19 protein-coding genes and 2 pseudogenes are annotated in these 23,060 nt (G+C 68.9%); 5 read left to right on the forward strand and 16 right to left on the reverse strand.

Annotated features, from left to right (window positions below):
• Positions 1 to 159 precede the first annotated feature (159 nt).
• A complete protein-coding gene (locus tag R5W23_RS21030) occupies positions 160 to 924 on the reverse strand; it encodes a 3-oxoacyl-ACP reductase family protein (RefSeq protein WP_320687977.1) in 765 nt (254 codons plus the stop codon).
• Between the two features lie 115 nt (positions 925 to 1,039).
• Here R5W23_RS21030 and R5W23_RS21035 point away from each other — a divergent pair, with 115 nt between their 5' ends.
• The 4 genes from R5W23_RS21035 (at position 1,040) to R5W23_RS21050 (ending at position 4,220) form a co-directional block, all read left to right on the forward strand.
• The gene (locus R5W23_RS21035; RefSeq protein ID WP_320687978.1) at positions 1,040 to 1,930 is read left to right on the forward strand and encodes a metallophosphoesterase family protein; all 891 of its coding nucleotides are present in this window, start codon (positions 1,040 to 1,042) and stop codon (positions 1,928 to 1,930) included.
• A gap of 461 nt (positions 1,931 to 2,391) precedes the next feature.
• Complete coding sequence (locus tag R5W23_RS21040; protein WP_320687979.1) at positions 2,392 to 2,745, forward strand: ArsC family (seleno)protein; 354 nt, start codon at positions 2,392 to 2,394, stop codon at positions 2,743 to 2,745.
• A gap of 125 nt (positions 2,746 to 2,870) precedes the next feature.
• The gene (locus R5W23_RS21045) at positions 2,871 to 3,695 is read left to right on the forward strand and encodes an alpha/beta hydrolase (protein WP_320687980.1); all 825 of its coding nucleotides are present in this window, start codon (positions 2,871 to 2,873) and stop codon (positions 3,693 to 3,695) included.
• 96 nt (positions 3,696 to 3,791) lie between these two features.
• Positions 3,792 to 4,220, forward strand: coding sequence for a hypothetical protein (locus tag R5W23_RS21050; protein WP_320687981.1), 429 nt, complete (start codon positions 3,792 to 3,794; stop codon positions 4,218 to 4,220).
• Between the two features lie 28 nt (positions 4,221 to 4,248).
• Here the strand turns inward: R5W23_RS21050 and R5W23_RS21055 are convergent, their stop codons facing one another.
• The 15 genes and pseudogenes from R5W23_RS21055 to R5W23_RS21120 all read right to left on the reverse strand — a co-directional run bounded on the left by R5W23_RS21055 (position 4,249) and on the right by R5W23_RS21120 (position 22,669).
• Entirely contained in the window at positions 4,249 to 5,538 is a 1,290-nt protein-coding gene (locus R5W23_RS21055; protein ID WP_320687983.1) for an NHL repeat-containing protein, read from the reverse strand.
• A 177-nt stretch (positions 5,539 to 5,715) separates the two neighbouring features.
• Positions 5,716 to 8,952: a type 1 glutamine amidotransferase family protein gene (locus R5W23_RS21060; protein WP_320687984.1), complete on the reverse strand. Its 3,237-nt coding sequence runs from the start codon at positions 8,950 to 8,952 to the stop codon at positions 5,716 to 5,718.
• Between the two features lie 189 nt (positions 8,953 to 9,141).
• Entirely contained in the window at positions 9,142 to 10,740 is a 1,599-nt protein-coding gene (locus R5W23_RS21065) for a WD40 repeat domain-containing protein (protein WP_320687994.1), read from the reverse strand.
• A 248-nt stretch (positions 10,741 to 10,988) separates the two neighbouring features.
• Positions 10,989 to 12,461 carry an RNA polymerase sigma factor gene (locus tag R5W23_RS21070; RefSeq protein WP_320687985.1) on the reverse strand — a complete coding sequence of 491 codons (1,473 nt, stop codon included), beginning with the start codon at positions 12,459 to 12,461 and terminating at the stop codon, positions 10,989 to 10,991.
• Between the two features lie 121 nt (positions 12,462 to 12,582).
• The gene (locus R5W23_RS21075) at positions 12,583 to 13,680 is read right to left on the reverse strand and encodes a mandelate racemase/muconate lactonizing enzyme family protein (protein ID WP_320687986.1); all 1,098 of its coding nucleotides are present in this window, start codon (positions 13,678 to 13,680) and stop codon (positions 12,583 to 12,585) included.
• 227 nt (positions 13,681 to 13,907) lie between these two features.
• The gene (locus R5W23_RS21080; protein WP_261189167.1) at positions 13,908 to 14,627 is read right to left on the reverse strand and encodes an ABC transporter ATP-binding protein; all 720 of its coding nucleotides are present in this window, start codon (positions 14,625 to 14,627) and stop codon (positions 13,908 to 13,910) included.
• Positions 14,624 to 15,178, reverse strand: a pseudogene (locus tag R5W23_RS32765) (ABC transporter ATP-binding protein); the annotation flags it as partial. The pseudogene R5W23_RS32765 and the gene R5W23_RS21080, both read right to left, overlap by 4 nt.
• A 192-nt stretch (positions 15,179 to 15,370) precedes the next feature.
• Positions 15,371 to 15,781 (reverse strand): annotated as a pseudogene (locus tag R5W23_RS32770) (ATP-binding cassette domain-containing protein); the annotation flags it as partial.
• Positions 15,782 to 15,876: 95 nt separating this feature from the next.
• On the reverse strand, positions 15,877 to 17,019 hold the full coding sequence (locus R5W23_RS21090) for a branched-chain amino acid ABC transporter permease (RefSeq protein WP_320687988.1): 1,143 nt from the start codon (positions 17,017 to 17,019) through the stop codon (positions 15,877 to 15,879).
• A complete protein-coding gene (locus R5W23_RS21095; RefSeq protein WP_261189169.1) occupies positions 17,016 to 17,966 on the reverse strand; it encodes a branched-chain amino acid ABC transporter permease in 951 nt (316 codons plus the stop codon). The genes R5W23_RS21090 and R5W23_RS21095 overlap by 4 nt, the downstream gene beginning before the upstream one ends.
• Positions 17,967 to 18,061: 95 nt before the next feature.
• Positions 18,062 to 19,336, reverse strand: coding sequence for a branched-chain amino acid ABC transporter substrate-binding protein (locus R5W23_RS21100; protein ID WP_320687989.1), 1,275 nt, complete (start codon positions 19,334 to 19,336; stop codon positions 18,062 to 18,064).
• A gap of 182 nt (positions 19,337 to 19,518) precedes the next feature.
• On the reverse strand, positions 19,519 to 20,724 hold the full coding sequence (locus tag R5W23_RS21105) for a branched-chain amino acid ABC transporter substrate-binding protein (protein WP_320687990.1): 1,206 nt from the start codon (positions 20,722 to 20,724) through the stop codon (positions 19,519 to 19,521).
• 13 nt (positions 20,725 to 20,737) lie between these two features.
• Entirely contained in the window at positions 20,738 to 21,181 is a 444-nt protein-coding gene (gene dtd / locus R5W23_RS21110; RefSeq protein WP_320687991.1) for a D-aminoacyl-tRNA deacylase, read from the reverse strand.
• A gap of 109 nt (positions 21,182 to 21,290) precedes the next feature.
• Entirely contained in the window at positions 21,291 to 21,944 is a 654-nt protein-coding gene (locus R5W23_RS21115; RefSeq protein WP_320687992.1) for a TIGR02996 domain-containing protein, read from the reverse strand.
• 62 nt (positions 21,945 to 22,006) lie between these two features.
• Entirely contained in the window at positions 22,007 to 22,669 is a 663-nt protein-coding gene (locus R5W23_RS21120) for a TIGR02996 domain-containing protein (RefSeq protein ID WP_261189174.1), read from the reverse strand.
• A 152-nt stretch (positions 22,670 to 22,821) separates the two neighbouring features.
• Between R5W23_RS21120 and R5W23_RS21125 the strand changes: the two genes are divergently transcribed.
• Positions 22,822 to 23,060 (forward strand): hypothetical protein (locus R5W23_RS21125; RefSeq protein ID WP_320687993.1); only part of this gene is annotated, 239 nt, incomplete at its 3' end.

Here is a 23,060-nt window from a genome sequence, read left to right on the forward strand (position 1 = left end):
GCCCGTTTGTTGGTCGCGGGAGCCGGTCCGGGCGCTCCCGAATCCGTCGGCGCCGAAACCGCTGGGTGCGTGAATCCAAGACCGAACGAGCCGCCCGCGGCTGTGCGACGGCCTACGCTCACATGAAAACGTGACGACCGGAACCCAAGGCACCCGTCGTTACATCCACCCGCCGGTGACCGGAAGCACCTGGCCGGTGATGTACCCGCTCTCCTCGGACGCCAGGAACAGCACGGCGTTGGCGATGTCGTCCGGCTTGCCGAGCCGCCCGACGGGGATCTGCTTCAGGTACTCGGCCATCACCTCGGGCTTGATCTCGCCCAGCATCGGCGTCTGGATCACCCCGGGGGCCACGGCGTTGGCCGTGATCTGGCGCCGGGCCAGTTCCTTCGCGAGCACACGGGTGAGGCCGATCACGCCGGCCTTCGCCGCCGCGTAGTTGGTCTGCCCGTGAAAACCGACCAACCCTGCAACGGACGCGACGCTCACCACGCGCCCGCCGTCGCGCATGATTTCGGTCCCGTATTTGCAACAGTGGAACACGCCATCAAGGTTCGTCTGGATCACCGCATGCCATTCGTCGAGCGTCATCTTCTTCAGTGTGCGGTCTTTGATGATGCCCGCGTTGTTGACGAGCACGTCCAGCCCGCCGAACTGCCCTTTCACGTGCGCCATGAGTGCCTCGACCTGCGCGGCATCGCGCACGTCGGCCGGGAAGGGGTGAACTGCCGGTTTGCTTTCGAGCCCGCGCAGCTCGGCGGCGAGCGCCTCGGCGTCTTTCTGGTTCGCGCCGTCCGGGTCGGCCCAGTAGTGGAGCACGCACGTCGCCCCGGCCCGGGCGAACGCCGACAGCACCCCCGCGCCGATCCCGCGCGAGCTGCCGGTGACCAGAACCACTTTCCCCGGGAAGCTGTAGGTAATCATGGGAGAAACGGGGCGTGCAGAATCGTGAATGCGGTATCGTAAGACAGCAGCACCACCGCCGCGCTCGCCGCATGTGGCGAATTTTATCCCCTATTCCCGAGTTCCGCACCCCGCAATGGTGAGACTGGCCCACTTCAGTGACATCCACCTGACCGCCCAACCGCTTGGGTGGCGGGTGAGGGACACGTTCAACAAGCGGAGCGTCGGCTGGGTGAACGTCCGGTTCCTGGGCCGGGGCGCCCGGTTCCGGTACGCCAGCGACGTGGCCACCGTGCTCCGCCGCGAGTTCGCGACCCGCGGGTTCGATCAGCTCGTGTTCTCCGGGGACGCGAGCACGATGGGCTTCGCCGCGGAGCTGCGTGAAGCCGCGACCCGGATCGGCGTCGGGGACGACTCGCTGCCGCCGGGGCTCGCCGTACCGGGGAACCACGACCTGTACACCGGCCGCGCCATCCGCGACCGGTACTTTGAGGACGCGTTCGCCCCGTGGCAGCACGGCCAGCGCGTCGGCAACGAGGTGTACCCCTTCGCGCGGAAGGTGGGGCACGTGTGGTTGATCGCCCTGAACTCCGCGAAGCCGAACTTCCTGTTCTGGGACGCGACCGGCCGGGTCGGGCACGCGCAGTTGGACCGGTTCCGCAGGCTGTGCAAGTCGCTCGACGACGGCCCACGCATTGTGGTCAGCCACTACCCACTTCTTAAGGAAGGGCACACGGTAGAACCGCGGTGGCACCGGCTGCACGACTGGCACGCCGCCCGCGACGCCGCAGCCGAGTGCGGGGTGAGCCTGTGGCTGCACGGGCACCGTCACCACTGGTACGTTCTGCCGGTCGCGCCGAACCTGCCGTTCCCGACCATTTGCACCGGCAGCTCGACGCAGACGAAGCGCTGGGGCTACCACGACTACACCATCGACGGCCGACGCCTGACGGGCGCACGCCGGGTGTACGACTTCGCAACCGGCGCGTTCCTGGACGCGGAACGGTTCGAGTTGGAGTTGCCGTAAGAACCCACCCCCAACCCCTCCCTGCAGGGAGGGGAGCAAGAGACAAGCGCGACATTCGAACGCGTCCGTCTTTTCCACGCCTTGCTCCCCTCCCTGCAGGGAGGGGTTGGGGGTGGGTTGCCTTTTCGCACCCGCGCGCCTTAAAACGCCAGCAACCGGTTCGGTCGGTTTAGCTCGCTCCTTTGGGGCAGGACGATGTTGCGTCGTCCGGGCTTTTTCCGATGCGTGCTCCGCGGGGAGCGCTGTTCCAGCACCGCTATCGTCGAGAAGTCGCCGTCGATATCGACGGTCTGGAACAACCCCGCCGGTCGTCGTTCCGTCGATATCGACGGCGACTTCTCGACGGCGGTGCCGTGAGCGCTCCGCGCCACAGGTTAAGAAGTAGACGGCCGACCGGTTACTACGAAAGCCCGCGAACGTGGTTCGCGGGCTTTCCGTTTCCCTCACAGGTAGGTGACGCGATGGCGAAGCAAATCGACTGGCTGTACGAGCGGCGCGGGTGAATGACGTGCCAGAAAGCCCAGGGGTTCCTTGGGTCCGAATCTGTGCCCGTTACCGAAGCCGTCAACGCCGCCAAGGTCCGCTACGGGGCCGACGCGGCCCTCGCGCTGCTCGACGGCGTTGAAACCCTCGTCGCCGCGAAGGGTAAGAAGGTGGAGACGTTCGACCTGACGACCGACCGCCCCGACGACGCGACGCTGCTCGCGCGGATGATGGGGCCGACCGGGAACCTCCGCGCCCCGACCGCCCGCGTCGGGCGGACGCTCGTGATCGGGTTCAACGAGGAGATGTACGCGCAGGTTCTGGGCGGGTGACCGCGAATCCACTCGCGGGGGGCGGGCTCTAACTCTCGTGCCCGTCTTCCCGCGAGGGTTTTGTGAATTACAATCGTTATCTCCGGCTCTTTTCCCAACTCGATCTCAACGACGACGAGGCCGCGATGAATCTGTTGTCGCTGCTGGTGGCGGTCGGTGTCGCCGCGCCGGCCGAGGGCAAGCCCGAGGCGCACGAGAAACACGCCGACATCGCGTACCGCACGGATAAGGACGCCGACAAGGAGCGACACGTCCTCGACGTGTACACGCCGAAGGGCAAGAAGGACTTCCCGACCGTGCTGTTCGTCCACGGCGGCTCGTGGAAGTCCGGCAACAAGAACCTGTACGAGGTGCTCGGGAAGTCGCTCGCGGCCGACGGCATCGGGTGCGTGATCTGCAACTACCGACTCTCGCCCAAGGTGCAGCACCCGGCGCACATCGAGGATGTCGCGAAGGCGTTCGCCTGGACCCGCGACAACATCGGCAAGTACGGCGGTAAGAAGGACCAGTTGTTCCTGTGCGGGCACTCGGCCGGCGGGCACCTCGTCTCGCTCCTGGCGACCGACCCGCAGTACCTGAAGGCCGAGCGGTGCAGCGCGGCGGACATCCGGGGCGTGGCGTCGCTGAGCGGCGTGTACAAGATCCTGCACACGGAGCGGGTGTTCGAGGTGCCGTTCGGCAAGGACGAGAAGGTCTGCACGCTGGCGTCCCCGCTGGCGCACGCGACCGGGAAGTGCCCGCCGTTCTTCATCGCCTATGCGGACGCCGATTTCCCGCTGCTCGACAAGATGGCCGAGGACATGGGCGCGGCGCTGAAGAAGGCCGGCAGCCCGTTCGAGCTGATGAAGTGCAAAGATCGCGACCACTACACCATCATCGTCCAGTTCGTAAGTAACGCGGACCCGCTGAACAAGTCATTCCGCGAGTTCGTGCAGAAGAACAGCAAGTAGCGCCCGAGCGCGGCCGCCACGGACTCACCGCGAACTCATTCGCTTCTCCCGCCGGGCGTGGTTATTCTGCGCGTGTTTGCTCACAAGGAGAACACCATGCGCGTATTTACCATCGTCGCCCTGGTCGCGGCTCATTGGCTCATCCTCCCTTCTCACACCGCCTTTGCACAAGAGAAGGCGGTCCCGAAGTGGGAGTACGCCGAGCTGTCGTTCCGGGGCTCCCCCGCACGCCCGGCCGGGAAAGACAAAGACGGCAACGAGGTTCCCGCGGTCGAGGGCACACTGAACCTTCGTTGGGCCGCGGGAACCGAAGAGTTCGCTGTCAAAGAGTGGAGCGAACTGGCCGAGAAGTTGAAGCTCACGATCAAGAAAGATTCGTCGCCGACGAGCCAAAGGATGCAGGTGCTCAACGGCCTCGGTGCGGCCGGGTGGGAACTGCTGGACCGACAGGTTCCGACACCCGGTGCGGCGGGACGTGCGGGTACGCCGGTTACCAACATGCTGTTCAAACGGCGCGTGCCGTGAGGCCAGCGCCACGGCACGCGCCGTCGCTTCACTTCAAGTCCTTCGGTTCAAGTTTCAGCAGCGTGAACGGGTAAATGACGGTCGCATAGAACGTGCCGTCCTTCGTCTGGATTAGCGCCATGTGCGCGTGAAGCGGCGTGTGCGTGCCGTCGGGCAGTTTGTGGAACCCGTGGGTCCAGGGCTTCGGCTTCCCGTCCGGTCCGGGGCCGAAGTCGAACCAGTCCGGGTTCTTCACCCCCAGCACCCCGCGGTCCGTCGGCGTCTTGGTCACCGGATCGTAAGTAACCAAATGGTGCAGATAACCGGTGCCGAACTTCGTGTCGTTATCGACGCGATAGAGCGCGTGGACCTTCCCGTCCGTGCCGACGATCAGTGACCCGCGCGAATCGAACCCTTTCCCCTCAATCAACCGCCCCAAGTCCGCGACCGGCACCGTTGCCCCCTCGGCCGCGAGGTCGAGCCGGAACAGCCGCGCGTCCGACATGCGCACCAGGTAGGCGCTCTTGGCGTCCGCGGTCAGCGCCCAGCACGCCGGGCCGAGCTTGTCATCGGCCGAGCCGACTGATTTCCCGTCCGACGCCAGTTCGAGCACCACGAGTTTGCTGGTCGCGGGGTCGAAGCGCGCCAGCTTGAAGTCGCGCGTAAGAACCACCGCGCGCCCTTTGCCGTCGATCAGCGTCTGGGCGTAAGGGGCGACGCGCAGGTTCGGGTCCGGCTCGCGGTACTTCTTGGTCTTCAGGTCGAGGACCATCCAGTGGTGGTCCTCACACGTCACCACGTATGCAAGGCCGGCGGCCTCGTCGACGGTCACGTCGTTGACGCCCTCGCCCTTGAGCGGCATTCCGAAGTTGTCGGTTTTGCCGGTTTCGGGATCGTAGGCCATGACGTAGCCGCCGGGGTAGTCCGCGGTGTCGTCCTTGCCACGCCGGTAGCCCTGCTTGCTGCCCACGTAGATCTTGCCCGACGGCGCGACGAAGTTCCGCGTATGGATCTTCGACTGTGCCGCATAGGTCGGGGTCTTCGGCGTCGGCAGCCCGCACACCTGGTTCACGTCAACGACGACGCGCTGCTTGCCGGTTTTCGGGTCGAACTCGACGAGGTATGCGTTGAGCCCGTAAGCTGCGGTGCCCACGTAGACCTTGCCGTTCTTCCCCTCGCACAGCGAGAAGTAGCCCGACTCGTCGGTGTGCGTGCCCGGGAGGATGTGGTACGCAGTCCCCATCGCGTAGCGGAACGGCGCCTTCGGCGCCTCCTTGGGCTGTGCCCGACACGTCGCGGCGAAGAGGACGAGCGCGACGAGCGGGAGAGCGGTTCGCATGGTCACAACCTCGAAGGGGGCGAGCGCGGTGTTTGGTGTGAAGGCGGCCCCTGGGACCGCGGCCGTCCCGGCCGCTGCTCTGCCCGCGAAACAGCCTGGCGGTCTGTCGCCGAGCGGCGCCAAACGCAGAGCAGCGGCCGGGACGGCCGCGGTCCCAGGGGGCAGACAACGACCGTTTCACCGGTCGATCAGCAGCATGTCCGCGACGTTCAGTGGCATCACAATTTGGATGCCGCCCTTCACCTGCGTGTACTTGATCTCGCCGCGCTCAACGCTGCGCACCCGGCTCACCTTGTCGAGCCCGCGGACCGTGATGGTGAGCGAACTCGCCTCCGCGCCGGCCCAGTTGATGAGCGGGATCGCCAGCCGCGCGGGTGCGTCGCCCTTCGCCGGGGTGTCGATGCAGGTGGTCTCGACCAGCCCGTCGGTGGTCACCACCGGTTTGGCGTCGCGGCCGGCGGCCCCGAGGAGGTCGTCGGTGAGCCGGGGCAGCAGGTGCAGGCGCATCCCGGTGGGCAGGAAGTGCGCGAAGCTGTCCGCGGTCGCGCCGCGGTCGACCGGCCGCACCGGCAGCGCGCTCTGGAGGTACGCCTGCCCGGGCAGGAACCCGAACAGTATCGAGCGGCCCCGGCCGTGCGCCTTCACCACCACCGCGGGCGAGCCGTCCTTGAACTTCCCGATCGTCGTGCCGTCGGTCACCGTGAGCGGCTGCTTCCACACGAGCACCGGCACGTTGAACACGTGGTTCGGGCTCGGGTTCGGGTCCGGGTCCTGCTTCGACAGCCCGCCGATGTGCCACTGCGCCATGTCGAGCGGCTCGCACTGCGGCAGATCGTGTTTCGTCAGAAGCGGCACGTTGTCCTTCAGAAGGTACTTGGACACGAGCTTCGGGTCGGCGTTGATCGTGCTTCCCGTGGCGCCGTAGAACTTCGGCGCCGCGGGGTTCTCCTTCTGGAACTCGTTCCAGTACCCGCCGCCGGCCATCGCCACGACCGTGCCGCCCGCCTCGCACCACTTCTGGAGCGCGTCCAGGCACTTCGAGTGGACGTACTGCTGGGTGAGGTAGATGAGCTTGTAGTCCTTCGCGCGGCCCTCGGTCACGTCGTCCTCGGAGAGGAAATCGACCGGCACCTGCGCGTGCCGCAGGGCGTAGTACAGGGCCTTGCGCTCGTTGTTGTGGACCGCCAGCGAGAAGTTGTTCACGCCGGTAATGAGTTCGTCCGTGCTCGAAAGCAGGAGCCCCACCTTCGCGGGCCGCACCTTCCCGTCGACGACGTAGTCCTCGAAGACGCCGGCCTCGTGCGTGCAGGTGTAGATCTCCTTCCACATCTTGAGGTCGTAGCTGTCCACGTAGTTCTCGGTGGCCCCCACCGCGGACGGGGTCGCGCAGAAGTAGTTGATCATCTTCGCGCCGTGGGCGATCGAGGCGTAGAAGCTCTGCCGGAACTCGGTGGGGATCTGCCCGGGCGAGTGCGGCATCACGTACATGTGGATCGGCAGGTCGTCGTACTTGGCGCCGGCCCGCAGCCCGCTCGCGAGGTACCCGACGACCTGGGGGCTGAACTCCGCGATCTGCCACGCGTAGTCCTCGGTCCACGGCATCGACATGGCCCTGAGCTTGAAGGGGCGGATGTAGTCGAGCTCGGTGACGAGGTAGTTCGCGTGCGGCGAGTAGTTGGCGCCGGTCAGCACGCCCTTCGACTTGTAGTAGGCGGTGCCCGGAGCGTACTTCGCGGCGCCCTTCTCCTTGGCCGCGATCTGCGAGTAGTAGTAGAGCGGGGCCTTCCGGTCGGTGGTGTACTTCACCGGCCCTTCGACCGCGACGCCCTTCTCCTTCAGCCACGCGGCCAGCTCGTCGTCCGTGAGCGGGACCGCGGGCAGGTGGATCTCGTCGCCGTAGCTCACGACGGCGAGGTCGTCGAACCCGCCCTTGCGCGAGGCCTCCTGCTTCTTGATCCACTCGACGGACGGGTCGCCCCAGTGGGCCACCAGCTCGCGCTTTTTGCCCGCGGCGTTCACGGCGGTGTTGTCGCCCAGCGCGAGCGCGAGCTGCTTCGCCTCGGGGAACGCGTCGAGCGCGCCGCCGAACCCCATGATGTTGTAAACCGGCAGCCGCTTCGGCACGCTTCCCACCTTCGGGAACTTCGCGACCTGGGCGTTGAGGTAGTCGAGCACCTCTTTCTGCGTGCGGATGTCCGGCTTCCAGTACCGCTTCAGCAGCGCGAGCAGGTGGTCCTGGTTGGGGTTCACGCACCCAGGGATGTCGAAGCACGCGGGCGAGAGGTTCTGGGCCGGCCCTTTTACGGTCACGTCTTTGACGACCTTGACGCCCCCTCGTCCGTCCGGAATCCCGAACTCGACGCGCAAATACACCCCGTCCGCCTTGGCCTTCGAGACGACCTTCGGGAACCACTGCGAGTAGTTGAGCGCGTCGAGCGACTGCCCGATCGGCACCCACCCCGACGTGTCACCGGGGCGGAGGAACTCGCCGTCGGGGATGTCGCCTTTAGGCAGGTCGACCACTTTCGCCAGTGATTCGGGCTTCACCTTCGTCGAGCGCGGCCCCGCGTTGACGAACGCCGTTTCGCTAACCGCGCGCCCGCTCTTGAGGACGTGCTGCGTGGGCCAGTCGCGGACGTGGACGTGGTACGGCGAGTGCTGCCCCTGATCGAACGGGGCGACGACGGGCACCACCGGGGCCGGCGCGTCCTTCGGGTTGGTGAAGCGGACGAACACGTCGCCGTCCTGCACCAGCCAGCCGTCGAACTCGAGGTAGCGGGTCTTCTCCTGGGCCTTCATCCCGGCCTTATCGTTCGTGAGGCACACCACGTCGATGTTGCGCTTCGCGGCGTTGACGCGGGGCTTGTCGCCGTCCTTCTGCTCGGCCGCGATGAGGCGCAACTTCGCCGGCCCGGCGTCGAGCTTCACGCTCCCGGGCTGTTGCCACACGATGTTGTCGGTGCCGCCCCACGGGTACCGCTCCATCGGCACCCGCTTGTGGTCGTTGAACGCCCAGACCTTCGGGTCGGTCAGGCGCCCGCACGGGAAGCTCGCCAGCACCTTGCCCCCCTGTTCCACCTCGACGGTGAACTCCGCGGCGAACTGGAACGGCTGCTCGTACCGCACCATCACCTCGAAGGCGTCGGCGTAGGGGATCGTGACGGTTTGTTCGGCGACCGCCTTCCGGTCCGGGCCGATCTCCTCGGGCGCGCTGAGGCACGCCATGCGCGAGAGGAAGGTGATCGCGAACGTGCCCGCGTAGTAGTTCTCGCGGAACGGCAGCACCTTCCAGCCGGACGAGGTGACGGTGAAGTCCTCGGCCTCGGCGAAGAGCCGCACCGGTTTCTTCTCTTGGGCGGTGAGTGACAGGGGCGCGGCAATGGCAAACAGTGCGACGAGCAAAAGGCGCGTCATGTTGGGTTTCCGCGGGGCCGAACGAAACCGGGGCGGGCTGCTGATGGTACCCCGGAGCGCCCGCGGGCGGTAGCGAAAACGGCGCGCGCGTGGGGCGCACAGGTCTCCCGCCCTGTGCGCCCCACGCGGGCACGAATGCGGATCGACCGCGGCCCCGACTTGACGCGGCCGGATTTGGTATCACGTGCGTCAGCGCTTCGACTCGTTCTGACCCCTGGGCGTAGCACCACCCGCCTCGAGCCGCGCGAGGGCGGCCCCCGCCGCCTCGGTTAGTTCCGCCCCGCGCGCCCCACCCGCCCACGCCCGCAGCGCCGCACGCGCGTCCGCCGTGCCCACGCGCTCCAGCACCTCCACCGCCCGTACCGCTTGGAGCCGTGGGCCGGCCCGGGGCGGCCCGCCCAGCGGGGCCAGCAGTTTCGTCAGCCGCTGACGCGACTCCGCATCGGTCGCCCGCGCCAGCTCAGCCCGCAGTGCGTCCGCCGCACCCTCGCCCAGCGCCACCAGTTCCTTCTCCGACTGCTCGCGCGTCACGAAGTCCTCGCTCCCCAGCTTCTCGACCAGACCCGCCACCACCTTCGGGTCCGCCGCCGGCACCGGGCGCACGCCCTTCGCGAGCGCCACCGCGTCCACCGGGCGGGCCGACAGGTACCGCACCGCCGCGAACCCGGCTGCCGCGTCCCGGTCCGCCAGCCGCACCCAGGCATCCGCCGCGTCCTTCGGCTGGTGCTTCGGGTCGATCGGCATCCCTGCGCCGGTCGCGTCCCACGTCACCACCGACCGGTCGTCGCTCCCGGACGCCAGCCGCGCACCGTCGGGGGAATACGCGAGCGCCCAAACGCCTCCGCGGTGCCCGGCTAACCGGAACCGCTCGCTCCCGGTCGCCAGTTCCCACACCCGCACGACACCGTCGGCCGCTCCTGTTGCGAGCAGCCGTCCGTCCGGGGAAAATGAAAGATCATACACGCGGTTACTTAAATAGGCACGTTCGTCGGCACAGCCGTTCATGTTCACCTCGTGCGTCGGCTTGCCGGTGCGCAGGTCGAACACCCGGATGTGCCCCTCGCTGTTGCCCACCGCCATCAGCCGCCCGTCGGTCGAGAACGCTTTTTGAGCGCACAAGCTCTGCTCACCGAAGTCCAACGTGAGCAACTGCTTGTCAGCGGCCCAGTCCCACACGACCAGAGTCGCATGATCGCCCGTTCGCTGAAACACGAGCCACCGCCCATCCTGTGAGAATTGGGTCAGATATGTGGTCTCGCCGACCGCGATCGTTCGACGGAGGCGGCCGGTGCCGGCGTCAAACACCTGGATACCGGGTTTGCCCCCGCCGACGACGAACTCCTTACCGTCGGGGTGTAACTGAACGGAGAACAAGGGCTCTCGGTCCGGAGCAACAACATGCAGTTCGTTGAGCTGGCCGGGGGACCACAGCCGGAGCTTTTGGTCCGTGCCGGTGGTGACGATCCGCTTTCCGTCTCGGGAGGTGTCCAGGTACGAGCTGCCGTTGTATTTCCGTTCGCCAAGTTTACGTCCGGTTCGCGGATCCCACTCGATCACGGCCTCCCCGCCGTAAGTCAGCAACCGGCCGTCCGGGGTGAATCGGACCCGCCACACGGTGCCGTTGTGTCCGCCGAAGTCGTGAACCGGCTTCCCGGTGACCACATCGAGTACGTTCACGCGGTCGTTCCGTCCGATAGCGATTCGCTTGCCGTCTGGTGTGAACGCGGCCCCCCAGGCGCGGTCCTCGTGGTAGTCGCGCACCTTCTGCCCGGTCATCACATCCCACACACGCAACACCGGTCCGTGAGGGCACGCAACGACGATTTGCTTACCGTCTGGCGAGAAACAATGAACCGTCATCCATTTGCCGAGCGGCTCCGCGGGGGCCGGACGTTGTTTCCGGGTCGCAGTGTCCCAAAGCTCCAACGTCTCATTCGGATGCACTACTGCCAACGTTTTCCCGTCAGGGGAGAGCGTCCCGCAAGGGCAATCGTCGTCCATTGGGGGTGCGTTCCGCTTGGCCGGCACCTTCAACTTCATTGTCCGTGTTCGCAGATCCACACCTGACAGGAGTCACTGAACGAGAATGAGGCGGCCCGCCCGTCGGCCGAGACGGTCGTGTATTGGCTACTATCATCGAACTCCAGCCGCTTCACCATTTGGGGGGAGGCCGCGGTCAGGTCTGCGGTCTCAACAATTTGTTTCCCCTTTCCCGGCCCGTTTGGGGCTTGAGACCAGTAAGTGCGGAACACCCACTTTCCGTCTGCCGTGACCGTCTGCCGCTCGCTCCCGTCGGCGTCGGTCGGGTGTTTGAGAACGCGGGCGACCTCCGCCCCGGTAATCGCGTCCCGCAGTTGTAGGTACGTTTGCTTCGCGGCCCGCACCTCAAACAGTGCCACAAGCCGGTCGCCGGCCGGGCCAATACCACCATCCCGGAGGACGTAGTCCTTTCCCACCCATTCGGAGCGACGGGTGGCGTTTGATAACCAGTCCGGAACGTGCTCCCGTCCGGTCGCCAAATCCCAAATGTGGCAATCTTGTATTCCTTCAGAAACAACCCACTTGCCGTCCGGTGATACCGTCAGTCGCTGAACGTTCGACCCGTGGTGGAACCGCGACGACCCCATCCGCACCAGCGCCCCGACCGGGAGCGGGTCGCCGGCCGCGTCGGTCTTCGCGCCCGGCTCGCCCTTCTCGGGCCGCGCGGCCCCTTTCACCGCGAGTGGGGACGGCTCGGGCGGCGCACCGGGCGCGCGGAACGCCGACAGCCCGGCCCCGGCCACCGCCCCGGCAACGAGCACCAGCGCGGCCCACTTCACCCATCCGCCAACGGTCCGGGTGGCACCCCGTACCGCCGCCAGGGTGGACGCCCGCAGACCCGCGCCCACGGCCGGAGCCGGCGCCCCAGCCGCCACCAGCGCCGCCGGCAGCCCCCACCGCCCGAGCCGCCCGCGCAACAGCTCGCGGCCACGCTCCAGCCGCCCCCGCAGCGCGCCCGCCGAGCACCCCAGCCGCCGCGCCGCGTCCGCGTAGCTGAGCCCCTGCACGTAGCACAGCAGCAGCGGCACCCGGTACGCCTCCGGGAGCCGCGCCAGCTCCGCGTCGATCCGCTCCCGCAGCTCCGCCCACAGCGTGTCATCGGCCGGTGAAGGGGCGGGCCGCTCGCGGTTCGCGCCCTCGCGCTTCTGGCGCCGGGCGGCCCCGCGCCGGATGTTCCGCGCCGACCGCACCGCGGCCGTGTGCAGCCACCCGGCCACGGACGCGGCCCGGGTCAGCCCGGCGGCGTGCCGGGCCAGCAGGATGAACGCCGACTGGAACGCGTCGTCGGCGTCGGCCGGGTTGTGGAGCACGTTGCGGCACGCGCGCAGCACCAGCGGGCCGTTGCGCCGCACCAGCTCGGCGAACGCCGACTCGTCGCGGCCCTCGGCGTACCGGCGCAGCAGTTCCCCGTCCGGCACCGGCGGGCCGGACACCGGCAGGTGACGGAACAGCAGTCGCGGAGCGGACATGGCGGACCTCGTGGCGGTTCGACTTCCCGCCAACATAACACCGCCCGCGCCGCCCCCGGCGCGCCAATCCCAACGGGCCGGGCACGCCGAACATCACCCACGCGCTTCGGACCGGAGGGCGTCACACGCGGTACTTGGCCGCGGACTCTTCGTTCAGCGTGAGCCCCAGACCCGGTACGGCGTGGGGCACCATCTTTCCGGCCTCGAAGCCGGGGCCGCCGGTGAACACGTCGCGGAACCACGACACGCAGTCCACGTGCGGCACCGACGCCAGCCCGCACGCGAGGTGAACGCCCACCTCGGTCATGCGCACCGGCGACACCGCGACGTGGTACGCCTCCGCCACCGCCGCCACCTTCAGCAGCGGGGTGACGCCGCCGAGCCGGCACACGTCGGGGCGAACCGTTCGCACGGTGCCCGCGCGGATCACCTGGAAGAACGCCTCGCGGGTGTCGAACGTCGCGCCGACCGCGATGGGCACCTCCGCGATCCGGGCGAGCTTCTCGTAGCCGGCCGCGTCGGCCGTCGGGATGGGGTCCTCGAACACGTCAACGCCCACGTCCTCGAAGAAGTGCGTGAGCGCCAGCGCGGTGCCCAGGTCGAACCGGCACTCGGCGGTCACGGCGACCCAGCCGTTTTCGCCCAGGCCGCCCTGGATCTCGCGCACCCGCTCGGCGTCGGCCTGCACGTCGCCGCCGCCGATCTCGATGCGCACGCCCATCGCGCCGTGCTTCAGGTGCGGCTTGAGCGCCTTCAGCGCCTCGGCCGAGTCGCGCCCGACCGTCGCGGCGTCGGACACCACGAACGCCGCCCCCGGCTTCGCGTTGCCGAGCAGCTTCGCCAGCGGGACGTTCGCGGCCTTCGCCTTCGCGTCCCAGAGGGCGGTGTCGATCGCGGAGTACGCCCGCGCCGCGAGCCCGCCGAACCCCGCGGCCCGGAACCGCGCTTCGGCGCGGGCGAAGAGGCGGTCCGTGTCGCGCGGGTCCTCGTTGAGGACGACCGGCGCCAGCTCGGTGTCGATCAGCGACCGCAGCGCCGCGGCGCCCGCGCCGAGCAGGTAGGTGAACCCCAGCCCGCTGACGCCGGCGTCGGTTTCGAGCTGAACGAGGACGAGTTCGACCGCGTCGGGCGCGGCCGGCTTCGGGTCGGTGAGCGAAACCCGGGAGGGCTTTCCGAGCGGAACGCGCAGGCGGTCGGTGGAGAGGCGGGTGATTTTCATGGGGCTCGTTTTACGAGCCGGCCCCGCGCGCGTGAGCGCGCAAGCGATTCGCGTAACAGCGCTCGCCGGCCGGGGAAGAACCTACCCCCCGGCCCCCTCCCTGAAGGGAGGGGGTGGCGCCGATAGAGACGAACGAGTGGCCCACCAACACGCCGGAGTGCTTCGGGAACGGCGTTGTCGGCCCCTCACTCCCTTCAGGGAGGGGGCCGGGGGTAGGTTCTTCCCGGCTACTCGCCCAGGTACGCTTCGCGGATGCGGGGGTCGTGGAGCAGCACGTCGGCGCGGTCGGTGCAGGTGATGCGGCCCGTCTCCAGCACGTACCCGCGGTGCGCCACCTTCAGCGCCATGCGGGCGTTCTGCTCCACCAGCAGCACCGACATCCCCTGCTCGCGGTTCAGGGTGCGGATCACGTCGAAGATCTGCACCACGATCTGCGGGGCCAGCCCGAGCGACGGCTCGTCCAGCAGCAGCAGCTTGGGCCGGGACATGAGCGCGCGGGCGATGGCCAGCATCTGCTGCTCGCCGCCGGAGAGCAGCCCGCCCGGCTGGGCCTGGCGCTTCTCCAGGATCGGGAACATCGCGTAGGCCTTCTTGATGTCGGCCCGGACCCCGTCGGCGTCGGCGCGGGTAAACGCGCCCATCTCGAGGTTCTCGCGCACCGTCAGCCGGGCGAAGATCTTGCGGCCCTCGGGCGACTGCGCGAGCCCCAGCCGCACGATGTTGTGCGCCGGCACCCCGGCGAGCGGCTTCCCGTCGAACGTGACGCTCCCGGCCCGCGTCTTCACGACGCCGGAGACGGCGTTGAGGGTGGTGGTCTTGCCGGCGCCGTTGGCGCCGATCATGGTCACGATCTCGCCGGGGTTCACCGTCAGCGAGAGCCGGTGCAGCACGTTGATCGGGCCGTACCCGGCTTCGAGGTCGCGCACTTCGAGCAGCGGGGCACTCACGACACTTCCTCCGACCCGAGGTACGCTTCGATGACTTTGGGGTCGCGGGCGATCTCGGCGGGCGTCCCCTCCGCGATCTTGACCCCGAAGTTGAGCACCGCGATGCGGTCCGAGATGCCCATGACGAGGTTCATGTGGTGCTCGATCAGGAGCACCGTCACCCCGGTGTCGCGGATGCGGCGGATGAGCCCCATGAGGTCGACGGTCTCGCTCGGGTTCATGCCCGCGGCGGGCTCGTCGAGCAGCAGGAGCCGCGGGGCGGTGGCCAGCGCGCGGGCGATCTCCAGCCGCCGCTGGTCGCCGTAGGGGAGGTTCTTGGCCAGCTCGTTGTGCTTGCCCGCCAGCCCGACGAACGCGAGCAGCTCGGCCGCCCGCCGCTCGGCCGCGGACTCCGCGCGCCGCGCCGCGCCGGCCCCGCACGCGGCCAGCACCGGGCTGCCGGGGATCGCGCGGGTCATGCCGACGAGGACGTTCTCCAGCACCGTCATCGAGTGGAACAGCCGGATGTTCTGGAACGTGCGGGCGATGCCGTTCTGCGAGATCACGTCCGGCGACCGCCGGGACCGGCGCCACGTGACGAGCACGCCGGCGGTCCCGATCAGCGTGCCGAGCCCGAAGGCCAGCCCCGCCGTGAGCGGCCGGTCGGCGACGTGCGCCCGCGCCGCCCGGACCGCGTCGCCCCAGGGGAACGGGAACGCCGCGACCGCCGCCTTCTTCCGGGCCTCCTCGACCTTTTGCAGTTCCGCGTCGGTGAGCCGGGCGTCGGCGTCGGCGTTCTTTTCGGTCTCCTCGACGACCCGCAGGCCGATCTTCTCCTGCCGGGCGGCCTCCACCGCCCGGACCGACCGCTTCCAGAGCGTGTCCGCGTTGACCGCGAACAGCGTCAGCACGAGCCCCACCGCCAGCCCGGTGAGCACGGCTCCGGTCGCGACCCGCCAGGTGAACGGCCGGACGAGCGATCGGCCCTCGAACTCGATCGCCCCCGCGGTCGGCTCGTAGATGCCGGTGACCGCGTTGAACACGGTCGTCTTCCCGGCGCCGTTCGGGCCGATCACGGAGAAGATGTGCCCCCGCTCGATGTCCAGATCGACGCCGTTGACGGCGGTGATCCCGCCGAACCGCATCATCAGCTTCGTAACCTTCAAGAGGGCCATAGGCTCAGGGGGCAGGAGGCAGGAATAATCGAGCGTCGGGAAGCCGGCCAGAGATCAGGTGAGGGGCGCGAAGGGGCGCCGCGCCCCGAAACGGTTCACGCGCGGGCGGCCCCGCCGGCCTCGTGCCCCGCGACCTCCGCCCGCGCGGCGGCCTCGCCGGCGGCCTCGTCCCGTTCGGGGTGCAGTTCGCGCTTCTGGCGCGCGGACGGGAGCAGCCCTTCGGGGCGCAGCCGCATCATCAGGATGAGCGCCAGCCCGAAGATGCACAGCCGCCACCCGCTCACCTTCAGGTACTCTTTGCCGTTCGGGTTCAGCTTCTGCGCTTGCAGCCAGTTGTCCAGCAGCGGGGTGAGGATCTGGTCGTAGCCCACCAGCAGCACTACGCCGAGGATCACCCCGGGCCGGTTGCCGAGCCCGCCGAGGATCACGCAGCACAGGGCGATCATGGACCGCTCGAACCCGTACGCCTTCGGCTCCGTGGTGCCGTTCTGCGACACCGCGAACAGCGCCCCGGCCAGCCCGGCCAGTCCGGCGCCCAGTGCGATCGCCGAGAGCTTCAGCCGGGCCGGGTTGAGCCCCATGCACGACGCCGCGAGTTCGTCCTCGCGCAGCGCGACCCACGCGCGGCCCAGGCGGCTCCGCTCCAGGTTCCGCAGGAAGACCACCACCACCGCCAGGAGGCCGAGGCACAGGTAGTACAGGTACGGGTACTTGCGCCAACTGTTGTTCCACCCGGGCCGCGACTTCGGCAGCACCGGGTCGTCGATGCCCGGGAAGAAGTCCGGCGCCACGGGCGTGAGGCCCTGCGTCCCGTCGGTGATCGCGGCTAGGTTGCGGATCACGTAAATGGTGATGAGCCCGAACCCGAGGGTGACCAGCGCGAGGTAGTCGCCGCGCAGGCGCAGCGTGGGCGCGGTGGTGGCCACGCCCACCGCCGCCGCGGTCAGCGCGGACGCGACCGCGACCACCACGAAACTGGAGCCGAAGGGGAACGCGGTGGTGGTGAGCACGCCGGCGGTGTACGCGCCGATGCCGAAGAACGCCGCGATTCCGAGGTGCAGCAGGCCGGTGTACCCGACCACCACGTTCAGGCCCAGCGCCAGGATCACGAAGCACAGCACCGGGATGGCCTGGGTGCCGTAGATCGGGGCGTCCCGGTACGGCAAGAACGGCACCGCCGCCAGCAGCACGAACCCCGCGACCATCCAGTACCCGAGCGCGCCGCGCACCAGACTCATACCTTCTCCCGCGTGCGGGCCCCGAGGATGCCGTTGGGCCGGAAAATCAGGATCACGATCAGGATCGCGAAGATGAGCGCCTCGCTCCACTGCTCGCCGACGTAGGCGCTGCCGAGCGAGCGGACGAGGCCGATGATGATGCCGCCGAGCACCGCACCGGGGATGTTGCCGATCCCGCCGAGCACCGCCGCGGTGAACGCGTACAGCCCGGTCTGGAAACCCATCATGTATCCGACGGTGTTGTTGTACAGCCCGTACACCACCGCCGCGACCCCGCCGAGCCCGCCGCCGATCGCGAACGTCGCGGCGATCACGCGGTCCACGTTGATGCCCATGAGCTGGGCCGCGGTCGGGTTCTGGGCGGTCGCCCGCATCGCCTTCCCGAGGGACGTGTACCGCACGAACACGGTCAGCGCGACCATCACCGGGAGGGTCACCGCGAGCACCATGATGTGCTTGTAGTTCAGCGCGATCCGGGCGTCGGGGGTCAGGTTGTCCTGCGGGACCAGTTTGGGGAAGTTCAGGTCGTAGGTGCCCATCCAGAACACGCCGATGTTCATGAAAATGAAGCTGACCCCGATGGCGGACACCAGCGGGGCCAGCTTCGGCGCGTTCCGCAGCGGCTTGTAGACGACCCGGTCCACGGCCACGTTGAGCCCGGCGCAGAACAGCGGCGCCGCGACCAGCATCAGTATGATGGTGGGCAGCGCGGCGGCGCCGGTGGCCTCGCCGGTGGCGGTCGCGGCCCCGACCCAGATGGCGACCTGGAGCGCCAGGAACGAGCCCAGCATGAACAGGTCGCCGTGGGCGAAGTTGATCAGCTCGATGATGCCGTACACCATCGTGTAGCCGAGCGCGATGAGCGCGTACAGCAGGCCGGTCACCAGCCCGATGAGCAGGTACTGGTAGAACGCGGGGCCGAGGGCAGTGGCGAGCGAGTCGAGCATCGGAACTCGTGGCGGGCGTGGTCTCTGCGGGCGGGGGGCGCGCGCCCCCCGGCGCGTGGGTCCGTTCGGCCGCGGGGGTGCGCCCCGCGGGCCGGCTACTTGGTGACGGTCTTCTTGGGCACGAACTTGCCGTTCTCCACGACGCTGATCGTCACCTGCCGCAGGGTGGTGTCGCCGTTGTTGTCGAAGCCCCAGCCCTCGGCCCCGCCCACCGCCCCGGCGGTGAAGTTCTTGGTCGCGAGCACTTCCTTCAGGATCGCCTCGCGGTCCTTCTTGTTCACCTTCTTGATCGCCTCCAGCACCACCTTCGCGCACTCGTAGCCGTACAGCGCGAACGCCTCCGGGGCCGTCTTGTACTTCTCGTTGTACCGCTTGACGAACTCGGCCCCCTTGCCGGTCAGCTGCGACGGGTCGAGGCCCACGATGCTCACGTAGGCGCGGCCGTTCAGGTTCGCGGCCCCGGCGCTGTCGATGAACGCCTGCTCGTAGCACCCGTCCGGGGCGAGGATCGGGCACGTCAGCCCCGCGCCGACCATGTCCTTCGCGACCTGCCCGCCCTTGCTCTGGGTGGTGCCGCCGAAGTACACGAGGTCCGGGTTCAGCCCCTTGATCTTGGTCATCAGCCCGCCGAACTCGATGCTCGTGGTGTTGATGCCCTCGTCGCCGACGACCTCCAGCTTCAGCTCCTCGCACCGCTGGCGGAACAGCTTGGCGAGCCCCTCGCCGTACAGCTCCTTGTCGTTGAGGATGTAAACCCGCTTGGCCTTCAGCACCTCGGCGGCGAAGTCGGCCGCCAGCGGCCCTTGCAGGTCGTCGGTGGTACACACGCGGCAGAAGTTCTTCTTCTTGGCGGGCCGGTACTTCTCCGGCTCGTCCGGGGCGACGCCCTTGATCTTCTTGGTCAGCCCCGGCCAGGTGACGGCCGGCGAGACCTGCAACAGGCCGGCCTCGTTCAGCTCCGGCATGCTGACCTTGGCCGCGTTCGAGTTGTACGGGCCGATGTACGCCATCACGTCCGGGTCCGCGACCGCCTTCTGCGCGTTGGCCTTCTCGGTCGGGCCGTCCCACGACCCGGACGCGGCGGTGGCGTCGTCCCAGTCCGAGTACTCGATCTTGAAGTCGCCGATCTTCCCGCCGTAGTCCTCGATCGCCATCTGGATGCCGTTGACGATCGTGTTCGTTTGGCCCTTGGCGCTGCCGGTGCGTGGCAGGCTGGAGACGATGCGGATCACGCCCGGGGTGCCCGGGACGGCCCCGCCCCCTCCCCCGCCGCCCTTCCCGTCGTCGGTGGAGCCGCCCCCGCCGCACCCGGTGACCAGGGCGGGCACGGCCGCCGCGGCGGCCGCGCCGAGGAACTTGCGGCGGTTCATGTTCGGCCCGGCTGCGCGGTTTTCCATTTCGGTGAACCTGTGGTGGTGTTTCGGGGTCCGTATCAAGCCAGAATGTAGGCTCGCGGCCGGCCCGTGTCTAGCGCCTTCCCCGGGACCGCGGCCGCCCCGGCCCTGCGGCCCGCCTTCGCGACCGCTCGCACCGCGCCTCACGGGCGGGCCGCTCACTCCGTCCCGAGCACCTTCACGGCCCGGAACGTCCCCTTCTCGACCGTCGCAACGGTGAGCGGCTGGAGCGTCGTGTCGCCGTCGGCGTCGAAGCCCCACGTGCCCAGCACGCCCTTGTCGAAGTCCTTCGTGGCGGCGACGGCCTTGCGCACCGCCTCGCGGTCCTTTTTGCCGGCCGTCCGGAGCGCCTCCAGCACCACCGCCGCCGCCTCATACCCGTACACCGCGGCCGCCTCGGGCGCCTTGCCGTACTTCGCCGTGTACCGCTTGACGAACGCGGCGCCCGCCCCTTTCAGGTGCGCCGGCGCGATGCCGCCGATCGTGACGAACACCTTCATTTCGTCCAGCACGTCGGCCCCGACGGCTTCGACGAACGCCTGCTCGTAGCACCCGTCCGGGAGCAGGAGCGGGCAGTTCACCTTTTCCGCGTGCAGGGCGCGTGCGAGCCGCGGCGCGCCGGTCTGGCTGGTGCCGCCGAAGTACACGAGGTCCGGGTTCGCCGTCTTGATCCGCTCGGCCAGCGTCTGGAAACCGGTGCCCCGTGCGCCGGCGCCCTCGTCGCCCACCACCTTGACCTTCAGCGCCTCGCACCGCTTCTTGAACCCGCACGCCAAAGACGCCCCATACAGCTCCTTGTCATTCAGCACGTACACGCTCTTCGCCTTCAAATCGTTTGCGGCAAAGTCGGCCGACAGCGGCCCCTGGCTGGCGTCGTGCGGGCACACGCGGAAGAAGGTGACTTCCTTCCCGGGGCGGTACCGCCCCGGCTCGTCCGCGTCGGCCCCGGGGGCGCTCTTGGTCAACCCGGGCCACGACGCCGACGGCGTGACCTGCGCCAGCCCGGCGCGGTTCAGGATCGGGGCCGAGACCCGGGCGGCGCCGGAGCTGAACGGCCCGATGACCGCCATCACGTCCTTGTCCGCGACCGCCTTCTCCGCGTTCGCCTTTGCCTGCTCGGGGTCCAACGTCCCCTGCTGGGGTGTCGTGTCGTCCAGGTCCTCGTAGCCCACCGCGAACGGCACGACCTTCTCGAAGTCGGCGATCGCCATCTTGATGGCGTTCACGATGCCGTCCGTCTGGCCCTTCGCGCTGCCGATCCGCGGCAGGCTCGACACGAGCTTGACCTTATCCTTCGGCTGGACCGCGAGGAGCGGGGCGGCGCTCGATGCGACAGCGGCGGCGAGGAACGCGCGGCGGTTCATGGGAGAGGGTCCGTCAAACCGGGACATCGAGCACAAAGGTCACCGGGCCGTCGTTCGCCAGTTCCACCAGCATGTCAGCGCCGAACCGCCCGGTCGCGACCGGCACCCCGAGCATCTTCAGTGCCGTCGCGAACGCCTCGTACAGCGGCTCCGCGACCGCGGGCGGGGCCGCGCCCGTGAAGCTCGGCCGGCGCCCCTTCAGGCAGTCGCCGTACAGTGTGAACTGGCTGACGACCAGCACGCCGCCACTCACGTCCTGTACGGACAGGTTCATCTTGCCGGCGGCGTCCTCGAACGCACGCAGGTTGGCGACTTTATCGGCCAGCCAGTCGACCGACTTTTGCGTATCGCCGGGTCCGACCCCGAGGAGCACCAGCCACCCGCGGGATATTTCGCCGGTCGGTTCGTCGCCGACGGTCACCCGGGCGTGGCGGACACGTTGCAGGACGGCGCGCATCGCGGCGACCTGTGAGGTTGGTGTGGGAGAGGTGTGCAGTTGAAGTTAGCAACCGGGGGCGTCGGCGCCAGCGCCCCCGGGGCAGATTCCGGACGTTTTCCTGCGGGCTTCAGCCCGCCGCGTCGGCCGCGCCCGGCCGCTTGCCCGCCGCGCGGGCTTCCGACACCGGGTCGAGCTTCCATCGCTCTTCTTCTTTGCGAGCGGCTTCCGCGCTGGGGCGCCCGACCCAGTACCGGCGCGGGGCGAGGTCGTCTTCGCGCCGGACGATCCCCAGATCGACCGCGACGCAGTGCCCTTCGTCGGCGTGCTCGCGTGCGTCCGTGATCGTGGCACAGTAGTGAACGTCCTTGCCGCACTGCGCGCAGCGCCGGACGGTCGGCTCACCGGTCGGGGCCATGTCGTCCCAGCCCTGATCGCACACGAACTGGAACAGGCCGCCGAGATGGATGCCGAGACGGAGACCGCCTTGGACCAGGGGCGGGGGCGGCGCCGGGGCCTTCGCCGGGCACCCTTCGACCTTCAGGCTGCTCACCAACCCGAGCCACTCCGGCGGCAGCGCCGCGGCCAGCGGTTGTAGCTCGGCCTGCTGGTACTCGTCGGTGCGACCGCTCTGCCGGAACCGGACCGTGAGCCGCAGGAACCGGGCCTTGGCGGCGCTCTCCGGGTCGCCGCGCTCGGTGAGCCAGTCGGCGTACACGAGCCGCGTCGTGTCGTCGGCCGGGGTTTCAAGCAGCGCGCGCAGGAAGCCGGCTTCGTCGTTCATGGGTCGTCTCGCATTCAGGTCCGAGGAACAGGGACGCCCGTCGGGGCGCCCCTCGCCGGCGGTCATTCCAACTCCTCCCAGTTCTCGCGTTCGATGCGGCGGGGCCGCCGGGCCTGCCGGCGGGGCGGAGCCGCCCGGGGCGGCTCGCGGGTCTCGTCCGCGCCCGCGTTCGGCGGGTCCGGCCGCGGCACGTTCCCGGTTCGCGACAGCCGCTTGCGTTCGAGCAGGGCCGGCCGCTCCCAGCGCGCGTTCCAGAGCAGCCGGCTCGGCGGGATGTCGCCGGGCTCGCGCACCACCCCGAGCGAGACAACGACCGGGTTCCGGTCGCGCACGTGGGGCTGAGCGTCCGCGAGGGACCGAACGTAGTGAACCGTTTTCAGACAGGAGCCGCACGTCCGGGCGTTCAGCTCGCTCGGGACCAACCGGGACCAGGCGCCGGGGCACTCGTGGTCCAGGCGCCCCCGACAGTTCTCGACGGGCGGGCGGCTGACGACGGCCAGCCAGTCGGAGTTCAGTCCCGCGGCCAGTTGCCGGAGGTGCGCGGTCAGGGCGGGGTAATCGTCCACCGGTTCGGTGGTGAGTCGCGTTTCGAGGCGGATGAACTCCGCCTTCGCTCGGCAGTCCGGGTCGGACCGCTCGTCGAGCCAGTCGGCGTAGGCGAGGCGGGTCGTGTCCTCGGCGGGCGCAAGGCCGATCGCCGCGAGGAAGCCGGCTTCTTCGTCCATCAAGGCTCCGGGTCGCGAGAGAGCACGCCAAACGGACACGCGCCCCGCGAAACGGTTCGCTCCCGGGCACGCTTACAACCGACAACGCGGCTCGACAGTGGCTCGCTACCGTTTGGAGTTCGTACCGGGAAAGCACATACGTGCTGATATGGTTGGAACAGAACGTCGGGAGCTGGGGCGTTAAAGCCGCCCGGGCGGCGGTCGGCGTGCTTGCGGTTCTTTTCGGGTTGTGGTGGATCGTCGATGGCTGCGGCGTGCGGCGCGGTATTCCACCGGCGAAGATCGGAGGCGAGCGTAAGCGCCCTATCCAGCCGCCGGCGCGAGCAGTTCGTGCCCCCTCCGTCGCCCGATACACGAACCGACTGTTGGTGTCCGGCTTGGTTTTTGTCTT

The sequence above is a fragment of the Gemmata algarum genome (assembly GCF_034097035.1).
Classification (GTDB): Bacteria; Planctomycetota; Planctomycetia; order Gemmatales; family Gemmataceae; genus Gemmata; species Gemmata algarum.